Source organism: Streptomyces sp. NPDC049887, from assembly GCF_040656535.1.
Taxonomy (GTDB): Bacteria; Actinomycetota; Actinomycetes; order Streptomycetales; family Streptomycetaceae; genus Streptomyces.
In genome coordinates this window covers 14430-39535 of the sequence record NZ_JBFAMM010000003.1, presented here as the reverse complement: position 1 = coordinate 39535, position 25106 = coordinate 14430, and the positions used below count along the sequence as shown (strand labels likewise).

Genomic DNA, 25106 nt, shown 5'->3' with positions numbered 1-25106 from the left:
ACAGCATCGGCCGCATGCCGAACCGGACCCCACGGCTCCTTCTCGCGCTGCTGTCGGCCCTCACCGCCCTGCTGCTGACCGGCTGCACGGAGGACCGCGCCGGCTCGGGGACCGGCACCGCAACGCACAGCCCCGCGGTCCCGGCACCTGCCGGCCTGGCCACCGTGCGGGTCGCCGACCTGCCTCCGGAGGCCCGCGAGACGCTGCGGCTGATCGACGAGGGCGGACCATTCCCGTACCGGAAGGACGGCAGCACCTTCGGCAACTTCGAGGGGATCCTGCCCGAGCGGGAACGGGGGCACTACCGGGAGTACACGGTGCCCACGCCGGGGGAGCCCGACCGGGGCGCACGCCGCATCGTCACGGGCCGGGAGGGGGAGATCTACTACACCGACGACCACTACGAGACGTTCAGGGTGGTACTCCGATGAGAAACGATCCCCTCGCCGCGCTGTTCGGTGCCACCCCGGGGCGGAACATCACCGTGCTCGACCTCCACGGCGTCACCGCCAAGAAGACCTTCATGGAGCGCTGCGCCGGCGACCTGGGGCTCCCCGCGTGGTTCGGCAGGAACTGGGACGCCCTCGCCGACTGCCTCACCGACCTCCCCGGCGAGGAGGGCACCCTCGTGCTCGTCTGCCGCTGGCAGGGGTACGCCGCAGCCCGGCCGGGGGAATGGGCGATCGCCCAGGAGGTCTTCACCCACGCCGTCGACACCATGCCGGGGCAGCTCGCCGTGCTGCTGGCCCTTGGAGGATCCGACGAGAGGGCCTCCCGCAGAGCTGGATGATCGGCCCGCACGGTCCGGCCCCCCGCTCATGGGACAATGAAGTACGTGCGTTTTCCCCCGGGTGAGTGCCCGGGACCCCTCCGAATCGACTGGGATGTTCAGCACGTGCGTTTCCTCAATGACATCAAGCCGCCGTACGACCTGACGTACGACGACGTGTTCATGGTCCCGAGCCGCTCGGCCGTGGGCTCCCGCCAGGGCGTCGACCTCGCTTCCCCCGACGGCACGGGCACCACCATCCCGCTGGTCGTCGCCAATATGACGGCGATCGCGGGTCGCCGGATGGCCGAGACCGTGGCCCGCCGCGGCGGTCTTGTCGTCATTCCGCAGGACATCCCGATCGACGTCGTCACCGACGTCATCACCTGGGTGAAGACCCGTCACCTGGTGCTCGACACGCCCATCGTGCTCACCCCGCACCAGACCGTCGCCGACGCGTTCTCGCTGCTGCACAAGCGCGCCCACGGGGCGGGCGTCGTCGTGGACGAGGAGCAGCGGCCCGTCGGCGTCGTCACCGAGCACGACCTGTCCGGCGTGGACCGCTTCACCCAGCTGGCCGAGGTGATGTCGAAGGACCTGCTGCTCGTCGACGCGGACATCGATCCGCGCGAGGCGTTCACCAGGCTCGACGGTGCCAACCGCAAGCTCGCCCCGGCGGTGGACGGGGACGGCCGCCTCGCCGGCATCCTGACCCGCAAGGGCGCCCTGCGCGCCACGCTGTACACGCCGGCCACCGACGCCGACGGCAGGCTGCGCATCGCCGCAGCCGTCGGCATCAACGGCGATGTGGCGGGCAAGGCCAAGCAGCTCCTCGACGCCGGCGTGGACACGCTGGTCGTCGACACCGCGCACGGGCACCAGGAGTCGATGATCGCGGCGATCAAGGCCGTCCGCGCGCTCGACCCGCACGTGCCGATCGTCGCGGGCAACATCGTGGCCGCCGAGGGCGTCCGGGACCTCGTCGAGGCCGGCGCGGACATCATCAAGGTGGGCGTGGGCCCGGGCGCCATGTGCACCACCCGCATGATGACCGGCGTGGGCAGGCCGCAGTTCTCCGCCGTCCTGGAGTGTGCCGCCGAGGCGAGGAAGTACGGCAAGCACGTGTGGGCCGACGGCGGTGTCCGCCACCCGCGCGACGTCGCCATGGCGCTCGCCGCCGGAGCGTCCAACGTGATGGTGGGGTCCTGGTTCGCCGGGACGTACGAGTCGCCCGGCGACCTGCAGCAGACCGCCGACGGCCGGCTCTACAAGGAGTCCTTCGGCATGGCCTCCGCGCGTGCGGTCCGCAACCGTACGAGCGAGGAGTCGGCGTACGACCGGGCCCGCAAGGCGCTCTTCGAGGAGGGCATCTCCACCTCGCGCATGTTCCTCGACCCGGCCCGCCCGGGCGTCGAGGACCTGATCGACTCGATCATCGCTGGTGTCCGTTCCTCCTGCACCTACGCGGGCGCCGGCTCCCTGGAGGAGTTCGCCGAGAAGGCGATCGTCGGTATCCAGAGTGCCGCCGGCTACGCGGAGGGCAAGCCGCTGCACGCCAGCTGGAACTGACGCCCCGCGCACGGCCGGGCCCGAGCCCGTCCGTGCCGCCCGGTCCGGGCAGGGGCGTCGGGATGTGTCGGGGCGGTCCCGCTGAGCGGCGGTTCCGTGGGTCCGGTCGTGCGGCGCGCCGCGTCCGGGCCCGGCGCGTGGGGGAGGTTCAGGCGCCCGCCACGGCCGCCGCGCCGCCTTCCGTCCCCACCCCCGCGCTCGTGGCGCCGGGTGCGGGTGCGAAGCCCGACGCCCGGACGGCACCGGCCACCGCGGAGGCCATCCGGGCGTGTCCCCTGTCGTTCGGATGCAGGCCGTCCGCCAGGTCGTCGGCCGTCAGCAGACCGGCACCGGGCAGCAGGGCCAGCCGGTCGTCGCCGCCCGCGACGAGGTCCCGGACGGCCTCCTCCATCGCCGCGCGGAGGTCCGCGAGCGTCGCGCCCAGCGGATTCCGCGCCGTCTCGGCGTCCGGGCGCAGGACGGGGGAGACCAGCAGCAGTGGGGTGGTCGGGTGCCCCCGGCGGACGAGGGAGACGAAGGCGCGGGTCTTCTCGTAGAGCAGGGGAGCGGAGCAGGGGACGCCCGACCAGCAGTTGGTGCCGAAGGCGAGCGTCATCAGGTCCGCCGGGAGCGAGGCGAGCTGCTGCGCGGTCGCGAGTTCGCCGCGGGCCGACCCCGCGTAGCCGAGGTTCACGCAGTCCAGGCCGAGGCTCCGGCCGGCGGCCGAGGGCCAGGCGTGCGCGGGGCGGGTGGACCACCAGCCCTCGGTGATCGAGTCGCCGTGGACCGCCCAGCGTGGCCGGCGCGGTGCCGGGACCACCCTGCCGCCCAGTCCGCGCACCCCGAGAACCACCGGTGCCTGGGACTCCGGCGGATGGACGGTGAACGGCCCCCGCCCCTGTGGCAGGGGGATCGTGACCGTCGCCTCCTCGGCGGGCTCGGTGAACGACTCGGCCGCACAGCGGTCGCCCTCCCACAGGGCGAAGCAGTGCGCGAGGTCGCGCAGCGCGTCCGCCGCACCGGGCACCCGGGCCCGGTAGCGCAGCTGGACCGCCCGGGCGCCGTCGGGAGCCGTGAACTCCAGCCGTACGCCGATGGGGAGCGCGGCGCGCTCCCGGGTGTCCCACGGCAGCCGGGCGAGATCACCGGGGTCGGCCCTGACCGGACGCCCGCCGTCGAGCCAGGCCACGCCGCGCAGGAACGGTCCGGGGTCGAGCCAGTTCGGGTCCGGCGTCACGGAGGCCTCCGTCCGGTCGGGTGCGGGATCGTACGCGGGACTTGACTCCTACCCCGCAGGCGGCGAACGGTGCCTCCCGTCCGGCTGCGCCGTTCTCCGGCCCGCCGGTGGGGTGTCCGCCGACGTGTCTCACCGCCGGTGGCCGATGACCGCCCCCCGGCGTTACCGGGGGGAGCATTGCGCCGCCCGTGACCGATCGCGTAGCTTCTGCCCCTACCCGGCGGTAACCCGCTGGTCGTATGCCCGAACGTCCAGGGGAGCCCATGCGCCGGCGATTGCGCCCTCCCACGATCCGTGGCCGGATCGTGGCCCTCACCGTCGTGCCCGCCGTGGCCCTGCTGGCGTTGTGGAGCTTCGCCATGGTGTCCGTGACGGGCGATCTGCGAGCGCTGGTCCGGCTCCAGAGCGTGTACGAGACGTTCGGCACCCCCGTCGACACGGCCGTCGGGCAGATCCAGATCGAACGCCGGCTCGCCGCGGCCTATCTGGGCGCCGGTCAGCGTAACGCCGGGGCGGCCGACGCCGCCGCGCTACTTGCCCAGCAGCGCTCGACCGACCGGGCCGTGGAGGAGATGCTGGACGCCGTCGGGGACCGGGAACGCCGCGAGGACCTCTCCGACCGGCAGCGGGCGTCCCTGGACGCGATGGTCCGGGCCGCCGCGCGGCTGGAGCCGCTGCGGGAGGAGGTGGTCGACCGCAGGCTCTCCTGGAGCGAGGCGGTCGACGCCTACACGGTGATCGTCGAGCCGACCTTCGATGTCCAGTCCCAGCTCACCGCGCTGCAGGCCGGACAGCTCGCACGTGAGGCGCAGGTCGTGGTGGAACTCGTACGGGTGCGCGAGTTCGTCTCCCGGGAGGACGCGCTCGTCGCCGGGGCACGGGCCGCCGGCACCCTCACCGACGGCCAGTACGACACGCTCACCGCCGCCATCGAGGACCGCCGGGTCTTCCACCGCACCTACGTCCCCGATCTGCCGGCCGACTCCCGCAAGCTCTTCACGGACTTCCAGCGGGGCGCCGAGTACCGGGCGCTGACCTCGGGGGAGGACGCGCTGCTACGGGCGGGGGCGGGGAACGCGGGCCAGGCCATGGCGGACGCCTCGTGGCGGACGACGACGGACCGCGCCGTGAAGCGGTACATGCTGCTGTGCACCGAGTCGGCCCTGAACGCGGCCGAGCGCGGACGAGCCTTCGCCTACCGCGAGATGGTCAAGGCGGCCGTCGTCGGCCTCACGGGGCTGGCCGCGGTCGGGCTCTCCGTCTGGCTCTCGGTGAGCGCCGGCCGCCGGATCGCCCGGCGGCTGGAGGAACTGCGGGACGCGGCGGACGTCCTCGTCACCCGGCGGCTGCCCGAGGTGATGGAGCGGCTCGGGGCGGGCGAGGACGTCGACCCGGCCGCGGCGGCGCCGCCGCTCGACTTCGCCGACGGGGACGGGGAGCCCGACGAGATCGCGCAGGTGGGCACGGCCCTCAACGCGGCTCGCCGGGCGGCCGTCGAGGCGGCGGTGAAGCAGGCGACGCTTCGGCGCGGCATCTTCGCCGTGCTGCTGAACATCGCCCGGCGGAACCAGGCGCTGGTGCACCGGCAGGCGAAGCTCGTCGACACACTCGAACGCCGGACGACGGACCCCGACACGCTCGAGGACCTGTTCCGCATCGACCATCTGACGACCCGGATGCGGCGCCACGCGGAGGGCCTGATCATCCTCTCGGGAGCGGCGCCCGGACGGCGTTGGCGCAAGCCGGTGCCCCTCGTGGACGTGGTGGCGGCCGCGGTCGGCGAGATCGAGGAGTACACCAGGGTCGTGGTGCCCCCGATGCCGGCGGTGGGCGTCGGCGCGGACGCCGTGGCGGACGTGGTGCACCTCGTCGCGGAACTGGTCGAGAACGCCACCGCCTTCTCGCCGCCGCACACCCAGGTGACGATGCGCACCGGCGAGGCCCGCAACGGCTTCGTACTGGAGATCGACGACCGCGGCCTCGGCATGGACGGCGACGAGCTCGCCCAGGCCCACCGCACCCTGGCGCGGCCGGGCGACTTCGACCCGGTCCAGGACGAACGCCTCGGGCTGTACATCGTGGGCCGTCTCGCCGCCCGGCACGGCATCACCGTCACCCTCACCCGCTCTCCGTACGGGGGTACCACCGCGGTGGTGCTGCTGCCGAACGTGATCATCACCCCGGTGGAGCGGGAAACGGAGCCTGGGCCCCGGCCGGAGCAGGGCCCGGTTCCGCTCCCGTCCTCCGCAGCGGAGCGGGAGTACGCGGAGGCTCCCGCGGGCGCGGCGACGGCGTCCGGCGCCGGGACCGCGCCGCCCGAGCACGCGCCGGCTTCCGCGGGCGCCGTGCTCCACGCCCTTCCCGCGCGCGCCCGGCCGGCCCAGGACGGGTCGGCCGGGCACGGCGCGGCCGCGCCTTCCGCAGGGGGAGGCGCCGCCGGCCCGCGGTCCGGCACCGACGGCGAGGTCGCGGGTGCACGGCCCGGCGGGGGCCCGGTGACAGGAGCCGGTCCCGCCGACGACGGTACGGACGCGGGAGTCCGTCCCGGTCCGGATGCCGGGGAGGCAGGCGTCGGGCCCGGCGGTCCACCGAGCCCACTCCCCGCCCGCCGGAGCTCCGACCCCCTGACGGCGGAGCGGCCCCGGCCGACGACGGAGCAGCAGGCCGCGCCCGGAACCGCCCCCGGGCGGGAGCGGCCCCCCGCCGGCCCGGTGCCGCACCCGGACGCCGGGCCGGGGAGCGATCCCGCCCCGCGCACCGCGGCCGTCCCCGGGCCACGGGCCGTCGGGGAAGCGTCCGCGCAGGAGCCGGCGCCTCGGCCGTTGCCCACCAGGATCCGGCAGGCCTCGCTCGCCGGCCCGTTGCGCGAGGGACCCGGGGGACCGTGGCAGGACGGGCCCGGGAGGCCGGAGAGGGAGGTGAGCGCCGAGGAGATGCGCGCCATCTTCGGGGCCTTCCAGCGAGGGCTCGACCGCGGACGGAGAAGCGAGCCCCGCGGGCTCGAAGCCCGGGGCGGCCCGCCCGAAGGGCCGGGAACCACGAACCACGAAGGGACGCACGACGATGGCTGAGCCGTACGACAGAGAGACCGGACGGACCGCCGCCGGTGACCTCGGCTGGCTCCTCGACGACCTGCTCGAGCGGACCGACCACGTCCGGCAGGCCGTGCTGCTCACCGCGGACGGCCTGGTCACCTCCGCCTCCCGGGGCATGCCGCAGCGCGACATCGAGCATCTGTCCGCCGTGTGCGCGGGCTTCCACAGCCTCGCCAAGGAGGCGGGGTCCCGATTCGCGGCCGGGAAGGTCCGCCAGACGATGGTCATGCTCGACGACGCCTACCTCTTCATCACCCCGGCGGGCGACGGGAGCCGTCTCGCCGTGCTCAGCGACACCGAGACCGACGTGGGGCAGCTTGCCCACGAGATGGCGCTCCTGGTGAAGCGCGTCGGCCGGCACATGGCCGTCCCCGCGCGCTCGGCCGCCGAGGCCCCAGACGCGTAGGCCCGTGAACGATCACTGGTACGAGGACGAGACCGGATCGATGGTGCGGCCGTACACCGTCACCCGTGGCCGGACCCGTCCCGTCGCGGAGCACCACATCGATCTGATGTCACAGGTCAGGGCCGTGGAGTGGGACAAGCCCGAACCACGGCTCGACCATGCCGGCAGCGCGCTGCTGGCGCTGGTGCGCCGTGCGCCGCGACCCGTCGCCGAGGTCGCGGCGGACGCCGACTTGCCCCTCACGGTCGTCCGGGTCGTGCTCGTGGACCTGGTGGAGGCGGGTCTGGTGCGGATCTCCGAGCCGCCCGCCCGGCGGGACGCGCACGCTCCGTCCCTGCTGAGGGAGATAGCCGACCGGCTGCGCGAGATCTGAACACTTTTGCGCGGCTGTGCAATGTTCCCCCGCTGTCGCGCCCAGTACGCAACGATCGATCGCGGGTGCGCAAAGCTCATGCATTACGGTCGGGAACGTCAACCTCGTAGGGTCCTGCCTGTACGTGGAGTGGCGGGGACCGTCTGCTCGGCGATTCCCCGCGCTCCGGGCTGCCCTCAGCCATGCCGGCGCGGGCCGCCGCGGTCGCCGCCTCACCGATAGGCAGCGATAAGGAGCCTCCCCAGTGTTGGACCACGGCGCAGCGCCCACCGTCACCCCCCAGAGGGATCCCGGTGGCCCCGCCCAGGGCCTCGGCAGCCGTCTGATGCGGCGCAAGCCCGTCGAACAGCTCGTCTCCGAGGGCGGCCAGGGCGAGGGCGGCACACTCCGCCGCTCGCTCACCATGTGGCAGCTGACCATGATCAGCATCGGTGCCACCCTCGGCACCGGCATCTTCGTCGTCCTCGGCGAGGCCACCCCGCTCGCCGGCCCGGCCGTCGCGATCTCCTTCGTGGTCGCCGGCCTGACCGCGCTGTTCTCGGCCCTGTCCTACGCCGAGCTGGCCGGTGCCGTGCCGGTCTCGGGCTCGTCGTACTCCTACTCGTACGCGACCATGGGCGAGCTGATCGCCTGGGTCTGCGGCTGGTGCCTGGTGCTGGAGTACGGCGTCTCCGTCGCGGCCGTCGCCGTCGGCTGGGGCGAGTACCTCAACGAGCTGCTCGACGGCACGATCGGGGTCACGATCCCCGAGGCCGTGTCCGCGCCGATCGGCGAGGGCGGGTTCATCAACCTCCCCGCGCTCGTCGTGGTGCTGCTCGCCATGGTCTTCCTGATGGGCGGCGCGAAGGAGAGCGCCCGCGTCAACACCGTCATGGTCGTCATCAAGATCGTGACGCTGCTGCTCTTCATCGGCATCGGCTTCATGGGCATCAAGGCCGGCAACTACGCCCCGCTCGCCCCGCTCGGCGTCACCGGCATCAGCGCCGCCGCGGCCACGCTGTTCTTCTCGTACATCGGCTTCGACGCCGCCTCCACCGCCGGTGAGGAGGCGAAGAACCCGAAGAGGGACCTTCCCCGCGCGATCATGCTGTCGCTGCTGATCGTCACCGTCCTCTACTGCCTCGTCGCCCTGGTCGCCGTCGGCGCCATGCCGTGGCAGGACTTCGAGGGCACCGAGGCAGCGCTCGCGCAGATCATGAAGGACGTCACGGGTCAGAGCTTCTGGGGCGTGGTGCTCGCCGCCGGCGCGGTCATCGCCATCGCCAGCGTCGTCTTCGCCGTGCTGTACGGCCAGACCCGGATCCTGTTCGCGATGTCCCGGGACGGCCTGGTGCCCAAGGTCTTCGCCAAGGTGAACGAGAAGACCGGCGCCCCGCGCGCCAACACCGTGATCGTCTCGCTCTTCTGCGGCGTCCTGGCCGCCTTCATCCCGCTCGGCGAACTGGCCAACGCCACCAGCATCGGCACGCTCTTCGCCTTCGCGCTGGTCAACGTCGCCGTGATCATCCTGCGGTGGAAGCGCCCGGACATGAACCGCACCTTCAAGGTCATGCTCTTCCCGGTCACCCCGATCCTGGGCTTCGGCTTCTGCGCCTACATGATGCTCAGCCTCCCCGGCATCACCTGGGTGTGGTTCGGTGGCTGGATGGCGGCCGGGCTCGTGTTCTACTTCCTGTACGGCCTTCGCCGCTCCCGGTTGGCAACAGCAGAGAAGTGATCCACCCCCCGTGCGACTGAACGATCTCGACGAACGCATCGTCCACGCCCTCGCCGAGGACGCCCGCCGTTCCTACGCCGACATCGGTTCGCTCGTCGGCCTGTCCGCGCCCGCCGTCAAGCGGCGCGTGGACAGGCTCCGGGCGGAGGGAGTCATCACCGGCTTCACGGTCCGCGTCGACCCGGCCGCGATGGGCTGGGAGACCGAGGGCTTCATCGAGATCCACGCACGCAGCAACACCTCGCCCGAGACCATCAAGCGCGGCCTCGAGCGGTACCCGGAAGTCGCGTCCGCCTCCACCGTCACCGGTGAGGCGGACGCGATCGTCCAGGTCTTCGCCTCCGACATGCGCCACTTCGAGCGCGTCCTGGAGCGGATCGCCGGCGAACCCTTCGTCGAGCGGACCAAGTCGGTCCTCGTGCTGTCCCCCCTGCTCAGGCGGTTCTCCTCGGGCGCACCCGCCTGAGTCGCGGCGGCCGGAGCCGCGGCGGGAAGGGCGGTCCCACCGGTGCCGAGCGGGCCCGTCCGGGTCCACCGGCAGCCGCGGGGAACCGTCGGGTGCGCCGGCGCCCGAGGCGCAACGAATCACCGGCCCTCGCCGGATTCCCGCAACGGATCGACACGCGGAACGCAACGGTCTCGCCTTGTCCCGGCGGTTGGCCGGAACGTACCGTTTTTGACGTCTCCCCGACACCCTCCGCACTCCTTCCGAGGTAGGTCCATGCCGCCGCTGCGCACCGCCCTGCTCCAGAGCTCCGGGACCCCCGGCGACATCGCGAAGAACCTCGAGATCCTCGACACCCACGCCGCCCGCGCCGCCGCCGCCGGGGCCGGCCTCCTCGTCGCCCCGGAGATGTTCCTCACCGGCTACGCGATCGGCGCCGACGTGCACCGCCTCGCCGAGACCGCCGACGGCGCCGCCGCCGGGGCCGTCGCGGAGATCGCCGCCCGTCACGGGATCGCCGTCGTCCTCGGCTACCCGGAGCGCGGCACCGGGCACGAGTCGGAGAGGGTCTACAACGCGACGCAGCTGATCGGTCCCGACGGCGCCCGCCTCGCGAACTACCGCAAGACCCATCTCTTCGGCTGCTTCGAGAAGGAGTGGTTCACGCCCGGCGACGAGACGGTCGTCCAGGCCGAGCTCGGCGGACTCCGAGTCGGCCTGCTGATCTGCTACGACGTCGAGTTCCCGGAGAACGTGCGCGCCCACGCCCTGGCCGGCACGGACCTGCTGGTGGTGCCGACGGCGCTGATGAACCCGTTCCGGTTCGTCGCCGAGAAGCTCCTCCCGGTGCGCGCCTTCGAGAGCCAGATGTACGTGGCCTACGCCAACCGCACCGGCCCCGAGGGCGACTTCGACTTCGCCGGGCTGAGCTGCCTCGCCGGCCCCGACGGCGTCACCCGGGCCCGCGCCGGCCACGGAGAGGACCTGGTGATCGGCGACGCCGACCCGGCCCTGCTGGCCGCCTCCCGCGCCGACAACCCGTATCTGCGCGATCGCCGGCCCGGCCTGTACGGGCCGCTCGCCCGCTGAGACATCCCGCCCCGCCCCGCCACACCAGGAGCAACGCCCCATGACGTCCACGGTGCCCACCGCCGTCCCGCACACCGACGCGCAGCCGCCCATCACCATGTTCGGGCCGGACTTCCCCTACGCCTACGACGACTTCCTCGCGAACCCGGCGGGTCTGGGGCAGATACCCGCGACCGAGCACGGCACCGAGGTCGCGGTCATCGGCGGCGGTCTCTCCGGCATCGTCGCCGCGTACGAGCTGATGAAGATGGGCCTCAAGCCGGTCGTCTACGAGGCGGACCAGATCGGCGGACGGCTGCGCACGGTGGGCTTCGAGGGCTGCGACCCGTCGCTCACCGCCGAGATGGGCGCCATGCGCTTCCCGCCGTCCTCGACGGCGCTGCAGCACTACATCGACCTGGTGGGGCTGGAGACCCGGGCCTTCCCCAACCCGCTCGCCGAGGCCACCCCCTCCACCGTCGTCGACCTCAAGGGCGAGTCGCACTACGCGGAGACCATCGACGACCTGCCGCAGGTGTACCGGGACGTCGCCAAGGCGTGGAACGCCTGCCTGGAGGAGGGTGCGGACTTCTCCGACATGAACCGGGCCATGCGCGAGCGCGACGTCCCGCGGATCCGTGAGATCTGGGCGAAGCTCGTCGAGAAGCTCGACAACCAGACCTTCTACGGCTTCCTCTGCGACTCCGAGGCCTTCAGGTCCTTCCGGCACCGCGAGATCTTCGGCCAGGTCGGCTTCGGCACCGGTGGCTGGGACACCGACTTCCCCAACTCCATCCTGGAGATCCTCCGCGTCGTCTACACCGAGGCCGACGACCACCACCGCGGCATCGTCGGCGGCTCCCAGCAGCTGCCGCTGCGGCTCTGGGAGCGCGCGCCGGAGAAGATCACGCACTGGGCCTACGGCACCTCGCTCGCCACACTGCACGTGGACGGTGCGCCCCGGCCCGCCGTGACCCGGCTGCACCGCACCGCGGGCAACCGCATCACCGTCACGGACGCCTCCGGCGACATCCGCACCTACCAGGCGGCGATCTTCACCGCGCAGTCCTGGATGCTGCTCTCCAAGATCGCATGCGACGACTCGCTGTTCCCCATCGACCACTGGACGGCGATGGAGCGCACGCACTACATGGAGTCGTCCAAGCTGTTCGTCCCGGTTGACCGGCCCTTCTGGCTGGACAAGGACGAGCAGACCGGCCGCGACGTCATGTCGATGACGCTCACCGACCGGATGACGCGCGGCACCTATCTGCTGGACGACGGCCCGGACAAGCCCGCCGTCATCTGCCTCTCGTACACCTGGTGCGACGACAGCCTCAAGTGGCTGCCGCTGTCCGCGAACGAGCGCATGGAGGTCATGCTCAAGTCGCTCGGCGAGATCTACCCGAAGGTCGACATCCGCAAGCACATCATCGGCAACCCGGTGACCGTGTCCTGGGAGAACGAGCCCTATTTCATGGGTGCGTTCAAGGCCAACCTGCCGGGCCACTACCGCTACCAGCGGCGGCTGTTCACCCACTTCATGCAGGACCGGCTGCCCGACGACAAGCGTGGCATCTTCCTCGCCGGCGACGACATCTCGTGGACGGCCGGCTGGGCCGAGGGCGCGGTGCAGACGGCGCTCAACGCGGTGTGGGGCGTGATGCACCACCTCGGTGGCGCCACCGACGCCACCAACCCGGGCCCGGGTGATGTCTTCGACGAGATCGCCCCGGTGGAGCTCCCCGAGGACTGACACCCTTCCCGGGACCCGCACGCCGCGGGTCCCGCCCGAACGAACCCCCGCCGCCGACCGCGATCCGGCCGGTCCCGGGAGGTCACCCCAGCCGCCGCCGGCCGGACACCCCGGTCGGCGGCGGCCCCGTGTGTGCGCCGGGTCGGGCGCGGCGGGTCCCGGCAGGCCGCGCGGGCTCGCGCCCTTCCGGCCGGGGCGGTGTGCCCTCAGCGGAGGGGGGTGAGCAGGCAGCGCCCGACCAGTCCGACCCCGGTGTCCAGCCGTTCGGTGAACTCCTCGGACAGCGAGGGCAGTTCCCGAAGTCCCCACAGCAGCCGCGCCGCGGACCAGGCGCCGTCGCGGGCCCGCTCCAGGCTCCATGAGGCGAGGAGATGGGTGAGGGGATCGGCGATCTCCAGCAGATCGGGCCCGGGCATCAGATCCTCGCGGATGCGCTCCTCCAGCATCGTGAGGATGTCGCCCACGCGGTCGAAGTCGGCTTCGAGGTCCGGCGGTCGGCAGCCGAGCGTACGGCAGGTGTCCACGACGGCCAGCGCGAGGTCGTGTCCGATGTGCGCATTGATCCCGGCCAGCGCGAACTGCAGCGGGCGTACGCCGGGATGACGCCGGAACTGGAACAGCGGGCGCCAGCAGGCGGGCGCCCGGCCGCCCGCGGCGACGGTGTCCGCGACCGACAGATAGCGCTCGGCGAAGAGGACCTGCAGGGTGACGGCGGACTCGCGGTCGGGGAACTCGCCGTCGTCGATGCACCGGCCGAGCCGTTCCGTGACGGTCAGGTACACGCGGTTGAAGACCGCGATCCCGTCACCCGCGGGCCAGTCGGAGCGGAACGCGCGCATCCGGTCCAGCACCGTGCCGATCGGGGCACGCCGCGCTCCGCCGCCGGCCGAGTACTGTGCGATCTTCGCCATGGGGGCAGCGTCCCAGCCATGGGCCAGGACACGCGTCGCCCGGCCGCAGGCGTCCCCGGAACGGGGGAACGCCAGAGCCGCGGCGGCCTGGGGAGGGAGCACAGCACATGTCAGGCGTACGCAAACGGCGCCGCGCGGAACGGCAGGACCGGCGCCTCGCGGCCGGCCGGGGCGTCATGGCCGCGGCGGCCTCCGCGGTGGTGGCCCTGGGCACCGTCGCCGGGCTGATGTCGGGCACCGACCGGGGCGGCGAGCACGACGCGGCACGGCCCGAGGTGAGCAGTTCGACCGTGACCGTCCCGCTGCCCGCACGCCCGAGCCGCACGCCGTCCGCGCCCGAGGAGCCCCCCGCGCCCTCGCCGTCGCCCGTGGCCCCGGCCGTCTCCGCCACCTCGTCCCCGAAGAGCCGCCCCGCCGGCGGCCCCGGGACGCCCGCGGCCGCCGCCCGCCTCTACCGCCATCCGCAGTCCCAGGTCCTGGACTGGGTACGGGAGCACCGTGACGATCCCCGCAGGCCGCTGATCGAGTCGCGCATCGCCGCGCACCCCGCCGCGGTCTGGTTCCCCGAGCACGACCCCGGCCGGATCGCGGGCCGGGTGCGCGCGGTGACCTCGGGTGCGGCCGCCTCGGGCCGCGTGCCGGTGCTGGTGCCGTACGCGATCCCGGACCGGGACTGCGGTGGCGCCTCCCGGGGCGGCGCGCCCGATCTCGCCGCGTACGACGCCTGGATACGGCAGTTCGCCGCCGGCCTCGGCGGCGGCCCCGTCATCGTCGTCCTGGAACCCGACTCCATCGCCCTCGCCGACTGCCTCGCGGACGACCGCCGCGCGGCCCGCTACGCCTCGCTCGCCCGAGCGGCGCGCACCCTGAAGGCCGCCAACCCCCGGGCGAGGGTGTACTTCGACGCAGGCCACTCCGGCTGGCACCCGGCCGTGAAGCAGGCCGCCGAGCTGCGTGCCGCGGGCGCCGCCACCAGTGGCGACGGTATCTTCACCAACGTCTCCAACTTCCACGGCACCGCCGAGGAGACGCGGTACGCACGCCGGGTACTGGACTCCCTCGGCGGGTCCCCGGGCCTGGGCGCCGTCATCGACACCAGCCGCAACGGCAACGGTGCGCCGCGGCAGGGCGCCTGGTGCGATCCGGACGGCCGCGCCCTCGGCAGGGCGCCGACCACAGCGACGGGGGAGGCCCGGATCGACGCCTACCTGTGGGTGAAACTGCCCGGGGAGTCGGACGGGTGCAGGGGCGCGGCGGGCACCTTCACCCCGGACTACGCCTATGACCTGGCGACCGGCTGATCGCCGCCGTCACCCTCGTCGTACGTGGACGTGCCCGCGTCCAGCAGCGGCCCCGGCGGCTTCATGTGGGCTGGGGCGAAGGCACGCAGCACGTGGTAGCCGGTGATGACGACGAGCGTGCCGAGGGCGATGCCGCCGAGTTCGAAGTTCTCGCTGAACTTCAGGCTGACGCCGCCCACCCCGATGATGATGCCCGCGGCGGCCGGGACGAGGTTCAGCGGATTGCGCAGATCCACCTCCGCGTTGATCCAGATCTGCGCGCCGAGCAGGCCGATCATTCCGTACAGGATGACGGTGATGCCGCCGAGCACGCCTCCCGGGATCGCGGCGACGACCGCGCCGAACTTCGGGCAGAGTCCGAACAGCAGCGCGAAGGAAGCGGCGGCCCAGTATGCGGCCGTGGAGTACACGCGGGTCGCGGCCATGACGCCGATGTTCTCCGAGTACGTGGTGTTCGGCGGGCCGCCCACCGCGCTCGACAGCATCGACGCGGCGCCGTCGGCGGCGATGGCCGTGCCCAGCTTGTCGTCGAGCGGATCGCCGACCATCTCGCCGACGGCCTTCACATGGCCGGCGTTCTCCGCGATCAGGGCGATGACGACGGGCAGCGCGACCAGGATCGCCGACCACTCGAACGCCGGGGCGTGGAAGTCGGGGAGCCCGACCCAGTCGGCCGTTCCGACCCCCGACAGGTCGAGCCGCCAGTGGTCGACGGCCTCGGCGCCGCCCGCAGGGGAGTGGATCCTCCCGAGGAGCCGGTCGAACACCCAGGAGATGCCGTACCCGAAGATCAGGCCCAGGAAGATCGCGATGCGCGACCAGAAGCCGCGCAGGCACACCACGGCCAGCCCGGTGAACAGCATGGTGAGCAGGGCGGTCCACTGGTCCTGCGGCCAGTACGTCGAGGCCGTGACCGGTGCCAGGTTGAAGCCGATCAGCATGACCACGGCGCCGGTGACGATCGGCGGCATCGCCGCGTGGATGATCCGGGCGCCGAAGCGCTGTACGGCCAGGCCCGCGAGGAAGAGCACGGCGCCGACCACGAGGGTCGCGCCGGTGATCGTGGCGCTGTCGCCGCCGCCGGCGCGGATCGCCGCGGCCACTCCGACGAACGAGAGCGAGCAGCCCAGATAGCTCGGGATCCGGCCGCGGGTCGCGAGCAGGAAGATCATGGTCGCGACCCCGGACATCATGATGGCCAGATTGGGGTCCAGGCCCATGAGCACCGGCGCCACGAACGACGCGCCGAACATGGCCACGACGTGCTGGGCGCCCAGCCCCGCCGTGCGGGGCCACGAAAGGCGTTCCTCGGGCCGTACGACCGCTCCCGGAGCGGGGGTTCGTCCGTCGCCGTGCAGGCTCCAGCGCACGCCGAGGTTCATACGGGCTCCACTTCCGAGGGCGGCGGTGATCAGCGCCCATGCTACGAGGAGTGTGGCGTTCCGATTCCGCTCCCGCCGGTCGGCGTGAAGCGCGTTCCACCGCTCCGTGGCGCAACCCCCGCACTACGCCGGGAGATCCGGTGCCGGTGCCGGAGCGGGGGCCTGGGTTCCGGAGGCGCCCGGCGCGGCCGGCGCCGGCCCCCGGACGCTGCCCCGCAGCACTCCCGCCCCCAGTACGAGCCCGAACGCGAGCGCCGTCACCAGCCCGAACGACACGACCAGCGAGGTCAGATCGGCGATCCCACCGATCGCCGAGGGGGCGATCAAGCCGGACGTGTACGTGATCGTCGCCACCCCCGCGATCGACTGGCTGGGGTTCGTCCCGCTGCGCCCCGCCGCCGCGAACGCCAGCGGCACCACCACGGCGATACCGAGCCCGATGCAGCCGAACCCCGCCATCGCGGCCGCCGGGTGGGGTGCCAGGACCACCAGCACGCCTCCGGCCGTCGCCAGCACCCCGCCGACGCGGACCGTGCGGACCGGGCCGAACCGGTCCACGACCCGGTCGCCGGCCAGCCGTGCCACCGCCATGGTCAGCGCGAACGCCGTCGTGGACGCGGCGGCGAGCCCGGCCGAGGTGCCCAGCACATCCCTCAGGTACACCGCGGACCAGTCCAGGCTCGCACCCTCGGCGAACACCCCGCAGAACCCGATCGCGCCGATGACCACCGCGGACTTCGGCGGCAGCGCGAACCGCGGGGGCGGCTCCTCGTCCGCGGGCCCGCGCAGGTCGAGCACTCCCCGGCAGGCCAGCAGTCCGGCCGCCGTCAGGGCGGCGGACGCGAGCAGGTGGTGGAGCCGTGCGTCGCTGCCGAGGTGCGCGGCCACCGTGCCCGCGGCGGAGCCGAGGAGTGCGCCGACGCTCCACATGCCGTGCAGCCCGGACATGATCGAGCGGTCCAGACGGTTCTCGACCTCGACCCCCAGGGCGTTCATGGCGACGTCGGACATCCCCGCGGTGGCGCCGTAGACGAACAGCGCGGCGCACAGGGCGTACACGTCGGGGGACAGTGCCGGGAGCGCCAGGGACAGCGTCCAGAGCGCGAGCAGCCCGCGCAGCGCGGTGCGAGCCCCGAAGCGATGGCTGACGGCGCCCGCGAGGGGCATCGCGAGGGACGCGCCGATGGCGGGGAAGGCGAGTGCGAGGCCCAGTTGTCCCGCGCTGACGCCCGCGTGGTCCTGGATCCACGGGATGCGGGTGGCGAAGCTGCCCGTCACGGCGCCGTGCACACAGAACACGGCGGCCACGGCAACGCGCGCCCTGGTGAGCCGTCGCTTGTCGTGGGCCACCTCTGTCGGCATCGGCGCCGTCCTCCCCGGGAATCGTGGTCTGCGCGTAAACTATCAGGAACCCTGCCTGATAAATACCCTGCAGTGGGGCAGGGATCTGGAAGGATTCCGGCATGCCCGCATCCCCGAGCACCGCCCGGGCCATCAACGACCGGCTCGCGCTGCGACTGCTGCAGCAGGAGGGCCCGTTGACGGCAGGTCAGCTGAAGACGCTCACCGGGCTCTCCCGGCCCTCCGTCGCGGACCTGGTGGAACGGCTGCAGGTGTCGGGGCTGATCCGGGTCGTGGGAGAGGCCGGCGAGCAGCGCCGCGGGCCCAACGCCCGGCTGTACGGGATCGCCGCCGACCGGGCCCACCTCGCGGCCCTCGACGTCCGCACCCAGGGCCTCTCCGTCGTGGTCGCGGACCTGGTGGGCGCCACACTGGCCGAGGCGACGCTGCCCATCGGCAGCGACACCGGCACGGAACCGGCCGTCGAGCGGGCCGTGGGCCTGCTGGAGAGCACTGCCCACGAGGCCGGCGTCCGGCGTCTGCACAGCGTCGGCATCGGCGCGCCCGGGCTGATCGACCCGGTCACGGGGGAACTGCGGAACTCCGGCAAGCTGCCCGCCTGGCACCGCAGACTCGTCGGCGCCCTCCAGCAACGGCTCCCGGCGACCGTGCTCGTGGAGAACGAGACCAATCTCGCTGCCGTCGCCGAACAACGCCTGGGGTCCGCCCGCGGCCTGGACGACTTCGTGCTGCTCTGGCTCGGCCAGGGCGTCGGCGCGGCCGTCGTGCTCGGCGGAGCACTGCGGCGGGGGGCGTCGGGCGGCGCGGGCGAGATCGGCTTCCTGCCGGTGCCCGGCACCGGCGGACTGCCGTCCGCGACGGGCTGCGAAGCCGGGTTCCACGCCCTGGCCGCCGCGGCCGCCGTCCGGGAACTCGCCGTGCAGCACGGCATCGACGCGGAAGCCGAGGAGGCGGTGCGGGCCGCGGCGGAGGGGGAGTGCCCCGGCGGGCGGGGCGACGACTTCCTCGACGCGCTCGCCGGGCAGTTGGCGGTGGGGGCCGCCGCGGTCGCCGCCGTGCTCGACCCCGGCTGCGTGGTCCTCGGCGGGGAGATCGGGTACGCCGGCGGGGCGGCCCTCGCCGGGCGGGTGGAGGCGCGCCTGGCGGCCCTGTCGCCGCTGCGCACGGGCATCCGGCCGACGGAGCTGGGCGGTGCGGCCGTGCTGCGGGGTGCCCTGCTCGCGGCCCGGGACGCGGCCCAGGCCGAGATCTTCGCGCCGGCGCCCTGAGGATTCGCGTGTCCGCGGGCGTCGCTCTGCCGCCGCCTCGGCGGTACACCCGCGGGCCGTACGCCCGACGGCCGCGGTGCGTGCGCGGGCCGTCGAACAGGGATACCGGAAGGCGAGCGGGCGCAGAGGGCCCGAGGGTCCGGCGGCGGACCATCCCGGGTCGAGGGTCCGTGTGAGCCAGCACACAGAGACTCACCCGCATGGCCCGCGGGTGCCCATGGCACACTGGGCCTGTATCAGCAGCAGCGCACTCCGGGGTCGGTGCAATTCCGAACCGGCGGTTACAGTCCGCGACCCGTCCGCAGCCAGCGGCCGGTTGACCAGGTGAAATTCCTGGACCGACGGTGAAAGTCCGGATGGGAGGCAGTGCGCGGCGGGCGGCTCCGGCGGTCCGCCGGTCGTGGCGGCTGATCGTCCTCGAAGCACAGTTCGAGGACGGTCGGAACCGTTGACGCCGGTGCTCCCGAAGTGTCGCTCCGCTTCTCTGTCGACATCGACAGCCCCGGAGTCCGTGCCCGAAGAGGCAGGAGGACCCGGTGGCCACCGCAGCCGACACGCACGCCATGCGCCGAGCCGTCGCGCTCGCCGCTCGCGGTCTCGGCTCCACCAGCCCCAACCCGGTCGTCGGGTGCGTCGTCACCGACGCGTCCGGGCGCCGGATCGGCGAGGGCTTCCACCAGCGCGCCGGCGGACCCCACGCGGAGATCCACGCCCTCGGGGAAGCGGGCGGGCACGCCCGCGGCGGCACCGCGTACGTCACCCTCGAGCCCTGCAACCACACCGGCCGCACCGGCCCCTGTGCCCAGGCCCTGATCGAGGCCGGGATCGCCCGTGTCGTGTACGCGGTCGCCGACCCGAATCCGCAGGCCACCGGAGGGGCCGACACCCTGCGCGCGGCCGGCGTCCGGGTCGAGCAGGGCCTTCTCGAGGAGGAGGCGGAGGCAGGCAACACCGCCTGGCTCACCGCGGTGCGGCTGCGCCGCCCCTACGTCGTGTGGAAGTACGCCGCCACCCTCGACGGCCGGATCGCCGCCGCCGACGGGACCAGCCGCTGGATCACCTCGGCCGAGTCCCGCGCCGACGTCCACAGGCTGCGCGCCGAGGCCGACGCCGTGGTCGTCGGCTCCGGCACGGCCCGGGCCGACGACCCGCACCTCGCGGTCCGCGGCATCGACGGCGCCACCCAGCCGCTGCGGGTCGTCCTCGACACCGATGCCCGGGCCGTGCAGCCGGGCGCCCGGGTCCTCGACGACGCCGCGCCCACCCTGGTCGCCGTCGCCGAGGACGCCGAGACAGCGCTCCCCGGCGTGCTGCGGCTGCCCCGGGACGGCAGCGGCCTGTCCGTCCCCGCCCTCCTCGAAGCGCTGTACGCGCGCGGCGTCCGCTCCGTGCTCCTCGAAGGCGGCCCCACGCTCGCCGGATCCTTCGTCGCCGCGGGCGGCGTCGACCGAGTCGTCTGCTACCTCGCGCCCGTACTCCTCGGCGACGGCCCCGCGGCCCTCGCGGGCGCCGGAATCACCACCATCACCGAGGCGTTGCGGCTCGACGTGGCCGAGACCGTGCGTCTCGGCCCCGACCTGCGCATCACCGCGACCATCCCCAAGGGAGCCTGACAGTGTTCACCGGAATCGTCGAAGAGCTGGGCGAGGTCACCGCCGTGGAGGACCTCGGCGACGCCTCCCGCTTTCGAGTGCGCGGACCCGTCGTCACCGAGGGGGCCAAGCACGGCGACTCCATCGCCGTCAACGGGGTCTGCCTCACTGTCGTGGAGACCGCCGACGGCGAGTTCACCGCCGATGTGATGGCCGAGACGCTGAAGCGCTCCGGCCTCGGCGCCCTGGACGCCGGCTCCCGGGTCAACCTGGAGCGGCCCATGGTCGCCGACGGACGTTTCGGCGGGCACATCGTTCAGGGCCACGTCGACGGCACGGGCACGATCGTCGAACGCACCCCGTCCGAGCACTGGGAGATCGTCAAGGTCTCCCTCCCGGCCGAGCTCTCCCGCTACGTCGTGGAGAAGGGCTCCATCACGGTCGACGGCGTCAGCCTCACCGTCGTCGACGCGGGCCGGGACCACTTCACCGTCAGTCTGATCCCCACCACCCTCGCGCTGACCACGCTCGGCACCAAGCAGCCCGGCGACCCGGTCAACCTCGAGGTCGACATCGTCGCCAAGTACGTCGAGCGGATGCTCGGCGCCCGCTCCGACAGCGCCGGGGGGACCGCCGAGTGAGCGCCGTCGACTGGCTGAACTCCGAGGCGTTCACCGCCTTCGGACAGCACATCAAGTGGTCCGACATGACCGGCAACGTGATCGGGCTGATCGCCCTCGCGCTCGGCTGGCGCCGCTCCATATGGACCTGGCCCGCCCAGTTCCTGTCCGGACTCATCCTCTTCGCCGCGTTCGCCCCGCATCTGACCGGCAGCGCCGGCAAGCAGGTCGTGGTGATGGCCGTGGCCGGATGGGGCTGGTGGCAGTGGACCCGGGGCCGGGGGCAGGCCCAGGACGGCTCCATCGCCGTCCGCTTCGCCACCTGGCCCGAGCGCGCCCTCATGCTGGCCGTGGCCGCCCTCGGTACCGTCGCCGTCGCCCTGCTCTTCACGGCCTACCCCACGCTGTCGTGGGACCCCTGGCCGGACGCCTACATCTTCGTCGGCACGCTCGTCGCCATGTACGCCCAGGCCCGCGGCATGGTCGAGTTCTGGTTCGCCTGGCTCCTGGTCGACCTCGTCGGCGTGCCGCTGAACTTCGCCAACGGCTACGCCTTCTCCGGTTTCGTCTACGTCATCTACGGCGCGCTCGTCCTGTGGGGCCTGCGCGACTGGTGGCTCCGGTCCCGTACGACCACTGCTCTGGAAGGAGCGGCAGCATGAGCGTCCGCCCGTCTACCACCACCGCCCTGCCGGACGCGGCGGGTCCCGTCGCCCCGGCGCCCTGGTTCCCGGCCGACGGCGGCGAGGAGGACCTCCGCCTCGACCCCGTCCAGCAGGCGGTTCGCGACATCGCCGCCGGCCGGCCCGTCGTGGTCGTCGACGACGAGGACCGCGAGAACGAGGGCGACCTCGTCATCGCCGCCGAGAAGGCCACCCCGGAGATCGTCGCCTTCATGATGAGCGAGTGCCGCGGACTGATCTGCGCCCCCATGGAGAGCGAGGAGCTGGAGCGGCTCGAGCTGCCCCAGATGGTGGCGCACAACACCGAGTCGATGAGCACGGCCTTCACCGTCTCCGTCGACGCCGGGCCCGCGCACGGCGTGACCACCGGCATCTCGGCCGCCGACCGTGCCACCACCCTGCGGCTGCTGGCGGGCGGCACGGCCGACGCGGCCGACTTCGTCCGCCCCGGCCACGTCTTCCCCCTGCGCGCCCGGCCCGGCGGGGTCCTGGCGCGCCCGGGCCACACCGAGGCCGCCGTGGACCTCGCCCGGCTCGCCGGTCTGCGTCCCGCCGGGGCGATCGTCGAGATCGCGGGCGAGGACGGGGTGATGCTGCGGCTGCCCGAGCTGGTGCCGTTCGCCCGCAAGCACGGACTCACGATCATCTCCATCGAGGACCTGATCGCCTACCGCCGCAGCGCGGAGCCGACCGTCCGCCGCGAGGCCGAGGTCGACCTGCCCACCGCGCACGGCGCGTTCACGGCCTACGGCTACCGGTCCACCGTCGACGGCGTCGAGCACATCGCGCTCGTCCACGGCGACATCGGCGACGGCGAGGACGTCCTGGTCCGGGTCCACTCCGAGTGCCTGACCGGCGACATCTTCCACTCGCTGCGCTGCGACTGCGGCCCCCAGCTGCGGGAGTCCATGGAGCGCATCACCGAGCAGGGCCGCGGTGTGGTCGTCTACCTCCGCGGTCACGAGGGCCGGGGCATCGGACTGCTCTCCAAGCTCCGCGCGTACGAGCTGCAGGAACGGGGCCGTGACACGCTGGACGCCAATCTCGAGCTCGGGCTGCCCGCCGACGCCCGCGACTACGCCGCCGGCGCCCGGATCCTGGACGACCTCGGCGTGCGCAGTCTGCGGCTGATGACCAACAACCCCGACAAGACCACCGCCCTGGTGCGGCACGGGCTGAAGGTCGTCGACCGGGTGGCCATGCCCGTCCAGGCGGGCGAGCACAACCTGCGGTACCTGCGCACCAAGCGCGACCGCATGGGGCACGACCTGCCCTGGCTCGACTCCGTGACGGCGTCGACCTGCGGCAACCAGTAAGACCTGCGGCAACCAGTAGGAACAGGAACGAGGAGACACGTGAGCGGCAAGGGCGCACCCGAACTTTCCGTACGCAACTGCGGAGACCTCCGCGTGGCCGTCATCGCGGCCCAGTGGCACGAGAAGATCATGGACGGACTCGTCGACGGCGCCCTGCGCGCCCTGCACGAGCTGGGCATCGACGAGCCGACCCTGCTGCGGGTCCCCGGCAGCTTCGAGCTCCCCGTCGTCGCCAAGGTGCTGGCCGGACGGGGCTACGACGCCGTCGTGGCGCTCGGCGTCGTGATCCGGGGTGGCACGCCCCACTTCGACTACGTGTGCCAGGGCGTCACTCAGGGCCTGACCCAGGTCTCGGTCGACACCGGCGTCCCCGTCGGCTTCGGCGTGCTCACCTGCGACACGGAGGAGCAGGCGCTCGACCGGGCCGGTCTGGAGGGCTCGAGCGAGGACAAGGGGCACGAGGCGGTCACCGCCGCGGTGGCCACCGCGGCGACGCTGCGTTCAGTATCCGAACCCTGGCGCTGACGAGAGCCCACTTCCGCGTAGGGTGGGACCACCATGTCCAAGAAGACGTTCGAGGAGCTCTTCGACGAGCTCCAGCACAAGGCCGCCAACGGCGACCCCGCGACCTCCCGCACCGCCGAGCTGGTGGACAAGGGCGTCCATGCCATCGGCAAGAAGGTCGTCGAGGAGGCCGCCGAAGTGTGGATGGCCGCCGAGTACGAGGGCAAGGAAGCCGCCGCCGAGGAGATCTCGCAGCTGCTGTACCACGTCCAGGTGATGATGGTCGCGCGCGGGATCAGCCTCGACGACGTCTACGCCCATCTCTGAGCACACTCGTCCCGTACACCCGAACACTCTCCACGCAAGCACCTACGCACCCGAAGGAAGCCCGTCTCATGCTGCGCATCGCCGTCCCCAACAAGGGTTCACTCTCCGGACCTGCGGGGGAGATGCTCCATGAGGCGGGCTACCTCCAGCGCAAGGACTCCAAGGAACTCGTGCTCGTCGACCCCGAGAACGAGGTCGAGTTCTTCTACCTCCGTCCGCGCGACATCGCGATCTACGTCAGCTCGGGCCGTCTCGACATCGGCATCACCGGGCGGGACCTGCTCCTCGACTCGGGTGCCAACGCCGAGGAGATCCTCCAGCTCGGCTTCGCCCGCTCCACGTTCCGCTACGCAACCAAGCCCGGAACGGCCTCCGGCGTCGAGGAGTTCGGTGGTCTGACGATCGCCACCTCGTACGAGGGCATCGTCGCCAAGCACCTCGCGGACAACGGCATCGACGCGTCCGTCGTCCACCTCGACGGAGCCGTGGAGACCGCGATCGAGCTGGGCGTCGCCCAGGTCATCGCCGACGTCGTGGAGACCGGCACGAGCCTGCGCAACGCCGGCCTCGCCGTCATCGGCGAGCCGATCCTCACCTCCGAGGCCGTCGTGATCCGCCGCACCGGCGCCGAGGCCGACGACCCCAAGGTGCAGCAGTTCCTCCGCCGCCTCCAGGGCGTCCTGGTCGCCCGCTCCTACGTGATGATGGACTACGACTGCCGGGTCGAGCACCTGGAGAAGGCCGTCGCCCTCACTCCCGGCCTGGAGTCGCCGACCGTCTCCCCGCTCCACCACGAGGGCTGGGTCGCCGTCCGCGCGATGGTCCCGGCCAAGGAGGCGCAGCGGATCATGGACGACCTCTACGACCTGGGTGCGCGCGCGATCCTGACGACGGCGATCCACGCCTGCCGCCTCTGAGGACCGGAACGGCACGGAGTATGTCCATGGACCAACAGGAGCTGCCCACGCTTCCGGTGACCTTCCGGCCCACCCGCACGCGGGCGGTGCTGCTGTCCGTCGGGGCCGTGATGTTCGCCGTGATCACCGCGGTCGCCGTCGCGCTGGAGAAGCTAGGCCCGGGGGAGCGGATCAGCTTCGTCCTGACCGCGGTGCTGTTCTTCGCCGTGCTGGCGCTGCTCAGCCGCCCCAAGGTCGTCGCCGACGAACGGGGCGTCACGGTCGTGAACCTGACCCGGACCCGCCGGCTCGACTGGGCGGAGATCCTCCGTGTCAACCTCCGTCCGGGTGACCCCTGGGTGTTCCTCGATCTGAGTGACGGAACCAGCCTCCCGGTCCTCGGGATCCAGCCCGGAATCGCCCGCCACCACGCCATCCGCGACGCCCGGGCGCTGCGGCTGCTCGCCGAATCGCGAGGGACCGGCACGGACGTCCGCTGAGCCCCTGCCCCTCCGGGCGGACTCGTGATT

The 25106-nt window shown here is 72.9% G+C and carries 24 protein-coding genes and 1 riboswitch; of the genes, 20 read left to right on the top strand and 4 right to left on the bottom strand.

Annotation, left to right across the window (positions count from 1 at the left end):
- Nucleotides 1-14: 14 nt before the first annotated feature.
- The 3 genes from AB0J10_RS04330 to AB0J10_RS04320 are packed head-to-tail and all read left to right on the top strand — an operon-like array spanning nucleotide 15 to nucleotide 2338.
- On the top strand, nucleotides 15-431 hold the full coding sequence (locus AB0J10_RS04330; protein WP_363057676.1) for a ribonuclease domain-containing protein: 417 nt from the start codon (nucleotides 15-17) through the stop codon (nucleotides 429-431).
- Entirely contained in the window at nucleotides 428-790 is a 363-nt protein-coding gene (locus AB0J10_RS04325) for a barstar family protein (RefSeq protein ID WP_363057674.1), read from the top strand. Before AB0J10_RS04330 ends, AB0J10_RS04325 begins: the two co-directional genes overlap by 4 nt.
- 36 nt (nucleotides 791-826) lie before the next feature.
- Nucleotides 827-2338, top strand: coding sequence for a GuaB1 family IMP dehydrogenase-related protein (locus tag AB0J10_RS04320; protein ID WP_363057672.1), 1512 nt, complete (start codon nucleotides 827-829; stop codon nucleotides 2336-2338).
- A gap of 148 nt (nucleotides 2339-2486) precedes the next feature.
- Here the strand turns inward: AB0J10_RS04320 and AB0J10_RS04315 are convergent, their stop codons facing one another.
- Entirely contained in the window at nucleotides 2487-3554 is a 1068-nt protein-coding gene (locus AB0J10_RS04315; protein WP_363057670.1) for a GDSL-type esterase/lipase family protein, read from the bottom strand.
- 305 nt (nucleotides 3555-3859) lie between these two features.
- On the opposite strand from AB0J10_RS04315, the gene AB0J10_RS04310 reads away from it, so the two are divergent.
- The 7 genes from AB0J10_RS04310 (at nucleotide 3860) to AB0J10_RS04280 (ending at nucleotide 12414) form a co-directional block, all read left to right on the top strand.
- Nucleotides 3860-6625, top strand: a complete 2766-nt coding sequence (locus AB0J10_RS04310) for a nitrate- and nitrite sensing domain-containing protein (protein ID WP_363057668.1) — start codon at nucleotides 3860-3862, stop codon at nucleotides 6623-6625.
- Nucleotides 6618-7055 carry a roadblock/LC7 domain-containing protein gene (locus tag AB0J10_RS04305; protein WP_363057666.1) on the top strand — a complete coding sequence of 146 codons (438 nt, stop codon included), beginning with the start codon at nucleotides 6618-6620 and terminating at the stop codon, nucleotides 7053-7055. The genes AB0J10_RS04310 and AB0J10_RS04305 overlap by 8 nt, the downstream gene beginning before the upstream one ends.
- Nucleotides 7056-7059: 4 nt before the next feature.
- Nucleotides 7060-7428: a DUF742 domain-containing protein gene (locus AB0J10_RS04300; RefSeq protein WP_363057664.1), complete on the top strand. Its 369-nt coding sequence runs from the start codon at nucleotides 7060-7062 to the stop codon at nucleotides 7426-7428.
- 244 nt (nucleotides 7429-7672) lie between these two features.
- The gene (locus AB0J10_RS04295; protein ID WP_363057662.1) at nucleotides 7673-9145 is read left to right on the top strand and encodes an amino acid permease; all 1473 of its coding nucleotides are present in this window, start codon (nucleotides 7673-7675) and stop codon (nucleotides 9143-9145) included.
- Nucleotides 9146-9155: 10 nt separating this feature from the next.
- Nucleotides 9156-9611 (top strand): Lrp/AsnC family transcriptional regulator, encoded by a 456-nt coding sequence (locus AB0J10_RS04290; protein WP_138056358.1) that lies wholly within the window; start codon nucleotides 9156-9158, stop codon nucleotides 9609-9611.
- A gap of 255 nt (nucleotides 9612-9866) precedes the next feature.
- Complete coding sequence (locus AB0J10_RS04285; protein ID WP_363057659.1) at nucleotides 9867-10679, top strand: carbon-nitrogen hydrolase family protein; 813 nt, start codon at nucleotides 9867-9869, stop codon at nucleotides 10677-10679.
- A gap of 40 nt (nucleotides 10680-10719) precedes the next feature.
- Entirely contained in the window at nucleotides 10720-12414 is a 1695-nt protein-coding gene (locus AB0J10_RS04280; RefSeq protein ID WP_363057657.1) for an NAD(P)/FAD-dependent oxidoreductase, read from the top strand.
- A gap of 206 nt (nucleotides 12415-12620) precedes the next feature.
- Here AB0J10_RS04280 and AB0J10_RS04275 read toward each other — a convergent pair whose 3' ends face one another.
- On the bottom strand, nucleotides 12621-13325 hold the full coding sequence (locus AB0J10_RS04275; RefSeq protein ID WP_363057655.1) for a DUF5995 family protein: 705 nt from the start codon (nucleotides 13323-13325) through the stop codon (nucleotides 12621-12623).
- A 107-nt stretch (nucleotides 13326-13432) separates the two neighbouring features.
- Between AB0J10_RS04275 and AB0J10_RS04270 the strand changes: the two genes are divergently transcribed.
- Entirely contained in the window at nucleotides 13433-14626 is a 1194-nt protein-coding gene (locus AB0J10_RS04270) for a glycoside hydrolase family 6 protein (protein ID WP_363057653.1), read from the top strand.
- On the opposite strand, the gene AB0J10_RS04265 is transcribed toward AB0J10_RS04270, so the two are convergent.
- Both AB0J10_RS04265 and AB0J10_RS04260 read right to left on the bottom strand, forming a co-directional pair.
- Nucleotides 14605-16008, bottom strand: a complete 1404-nt coding sequence (locus AB0J10_RS04265; protein WP_363057651.1) for a solute carrier family 23 protein — start codon at nucleotides 16006-16008, stop codon at nucleotides 14605-14607. The two genes, AB0J10_RS04270 and AB0J10_RS04265, sit on opposite strands and share 22 nt — an antisense overlap.
- A gap of 123 nt (nucleotides 16009-16131) precedes the next feature.
- Nucleotides 16132-17370, bottom strand: a complete 1239-nt coding sequence (locus AB0J10_RS04260; protein ID WP_363057649.1) for an MFS transporter — start codon at nucleotides 17368-17370, stop codon at nucleotides 16132-16134.
- A gap of 101 nt (nucleotides 17371-17471) precedes the next feature.
- Between AB0J10_RS04260 and AB0J10_RS04255 the strand changes: the two genes are divergently transcribed.
- From AB0J10_RS04255 to AB0J10_RS04215, 9 genes are all read left to right on the top strand, one after another.
- A complete protein-coding gene (locus tag AB0J10_RS04255) occupies nucleotides 17472-18638 on the top strand; it encodes an ROK family transcriptional regulator (protein ID WP_363057647.1) in 1167 nt (388 codons plus the stop codon).
- A 243-nt stretch (nucleotides 18639-18881) separates the two neighbouring features.
- Nucleotides 18882-19012: riboswitch (FMN riboswitch) on the top strand.
- Nucleotides 19013-19174: 162 nt separating this feature from the next.
- Nucleotides 19175-20251, top strand: a complete 1077-nt coding sequence (gene ribD, locus AB0J10_RS04250) for a bifunctional diaminohydroxyphosphoribosylaminopyrimidine deaminase/5-amino-6-(5-phosphoribosylamino)uracil reductase RibD (RefSeq protein ID WP_363057645.1) — start codon at nucleotides 19175-19177, stop codon at nucleotides 20249-20251.
- 2 nt (nucleotides 20252-20253) lie between these two features.
- Nucleotides 20254-20871: a riboflavin synthase gene (locus tag AB0J10_RS04245; RefSeq protein ID WP_363057643.1), complete on the top strand. Its 618-nt coding sequence runs from the start codon at nucleotides 20254-20256 to the stop codon at nucleotides 20869-20871.
- Complete coding sequence (locus AB0J10_RS04240) at nucleotides 20868-21512, top strand: nicotinamide mononucleotide transporter family protein (RefSeq protein ID WP_363057641.1); 645 nt, start codon at nucleotides 20868-20870, stop codon at nucleotides 21510-21512. The genes AB0J10_RS04245 and AB0J10_RS04240 overlap by 4 nt, the downstream gene beginning before the upstream one ends.
- Nucleotides 21509-22849, top strand: coding sequence for a bifunctional 3,4-dihydroxy-2-butanone-4-phosphate synthase/GTP cyclohydrolase II (locus AB0J10_RS04235; RefSeq protein WP_363057639.1), 1341 nt, complete (start codon nucleotides 21509-21511; stop codon nucleotides 22847-22849). The genes AB0J10_RS04240 and AB0J10_RS04235 overlap by 4 nt, the downstream gene beginning before the upstream one ends.
- A 39-nt stretch (nucleotides 22850-22888) precedes the next feature.
- Entirely contained in the window at nucleotides 22889-23374 is a 486-nt protein-coding gene (ribH, locus tag AB0J10_RS04230) for a 6,7-dimethyl-8-ribityllumazine synthase (RefSeq protein ID WP_017949544.1), read from the top strand.
- A 33-nt stretch (nucleotides 23375-23407) separates the two neighbouring features.
- A complete protein-coding gene (locus tag AB0J10_RS04225) occupies nucleotides 23408-23680 on the top strand; it encodes a phosphoribosyl-ATP diphosphatase (RefSeq protein WP_363057636.1) in 273 nt (90 codons plus the stop codon).
- A 68-nt stretch (nucleotides 23681-23748) separates the two neighbouring features.
- The gene (gene hisG / locus AB0J10_RS04220) at nucleotides 23749-24597 is read left to right on the top strand and encodes an ATP phosphoribosyltransferase (RefSeq protein WP_363057634.1); all 849 of its coding nucleotides are present in this window, start codon (nucleotides 23749-23751) and stop codon (nucleotides 24595-24597) included.
- Between the two features lie 26 nt (nucleotides 24598-24623).
- Nucleotides 24624-25076 carry a PH domain-containing protein gene (locus AB0J10_RS04215; RefSeq protein WP_363057632.1) on the top strand — a complete coding sequence of 151 codons (453 nt, stop codon included), beginning with the start codon at nucleotides 24624-24626 and terminating at the stop codon, nucleotides 25074-25076.
- Nucleotides 25077-25106 lie beyond the last annotated feature (30 nt).

Coding starts and splice junctions, on each gene's coding strand:
- AB0J10_RS04260 (WP_363057649.1), bottom strand. CDS start 17,370: ATGCCGACAGAGGTGGCCCACGACAAGCGACGGCTCACCAGGGCGCGC.
- AB0J10_RS04330 (WP_363057676.1), top strand. CDS start 15: ATGCCGAACCGGACCCCACGGCTCCTTCTCGCGCTGCTGTCGGCCCTC.
- AB0J10_RS04305 (WP_363057666.1), top strand. CDS start 6,618: ATGGCTGAGCCGTACGACAGAGAGACCGGACGGACCGCCGCCGGTGAC.
- AB0J10_RS04325 (WP_363057674.1), top strand. CDS start 428: ATGAGAAACGATCCCCTCGCCGCGCTGTTCGGTGCCACCCCGGGGCGG.
- AB0J10_RS04285 (WP_363057659.1), top strand. CDS start 9,867: ATGCCGCCGCTGCGCACCGCCCTGCTCCAGAGCTCCGGGACCCCCGGC.
- AB0J10_RS04225 (WP_363057636.1), top strand. CDS start 23,408: ATGTCCAAGAAGACGTTCGAGGAGCTCTTCGACGAGCTCCAGCACAAG.
- hisG (WP_363057634.1), top strand. CDS start 23,749: ATGCTGCGCATCGCCGTCCCCAACAAGGGTTCACTCTCCGGACCTGCG.
- AB0J10_RS04235 (WP_363057639.1), top strand. CDS start 21,509: ATGAGCGTCCGCCCGTCTACCACCACCGCCCTGCCGGACGCGGCGGGT.
- AB0J10_RS04265 (WP_363057651.1), bottom strand. CDS start 16,008: ATGAACCTCGGCGTGCGCTGGAGCCTGCACGGCGACGGACGAACCCCC.
- AB0J10_RS04275 (WP_363057655.1), bottom strand. CDS start 13,325: ATGGCGAAGATCGCACAGTACTCGGCCGGCGGCGGAGCGCGGCGTGCC.
- AB0J10_RS04270 (WP_363057653.1), top strand. CDS start 13,433: ATGTCAGGCGTACGCAAACGGCGCCGCGCGGAACGGCAGGACCGGCGC.
- AB0J10_RS04280 (WP_363057657.1), top strand. CDS start 10,720: ATGACGTCCACGGTGCCCACCGCCGTCCCGCACACCGACGCGCAGCCG.
- AB0J10_RS04320 (WP_363057672.1), top strand. CDS start 827: ATGAAGTACGTGCGTTTTCCCCCGGGTGAGTGCCCGGGACCCCTCCGA.
- AB0J10_RS04215 (WP_363057632.1), top strand. CDS start 24,624: ATGGACCAACAGGAGCTGCCCACGCTTCCGGTGACCTTCCGGCCCACC.
- AB0J10_RS04255 (WP_363057647.1), top strand. CDS start 17,472: ATGCCCGCATCCCCGAGCACCGCCCGGGCCATCAACGACCGGCTCGCG.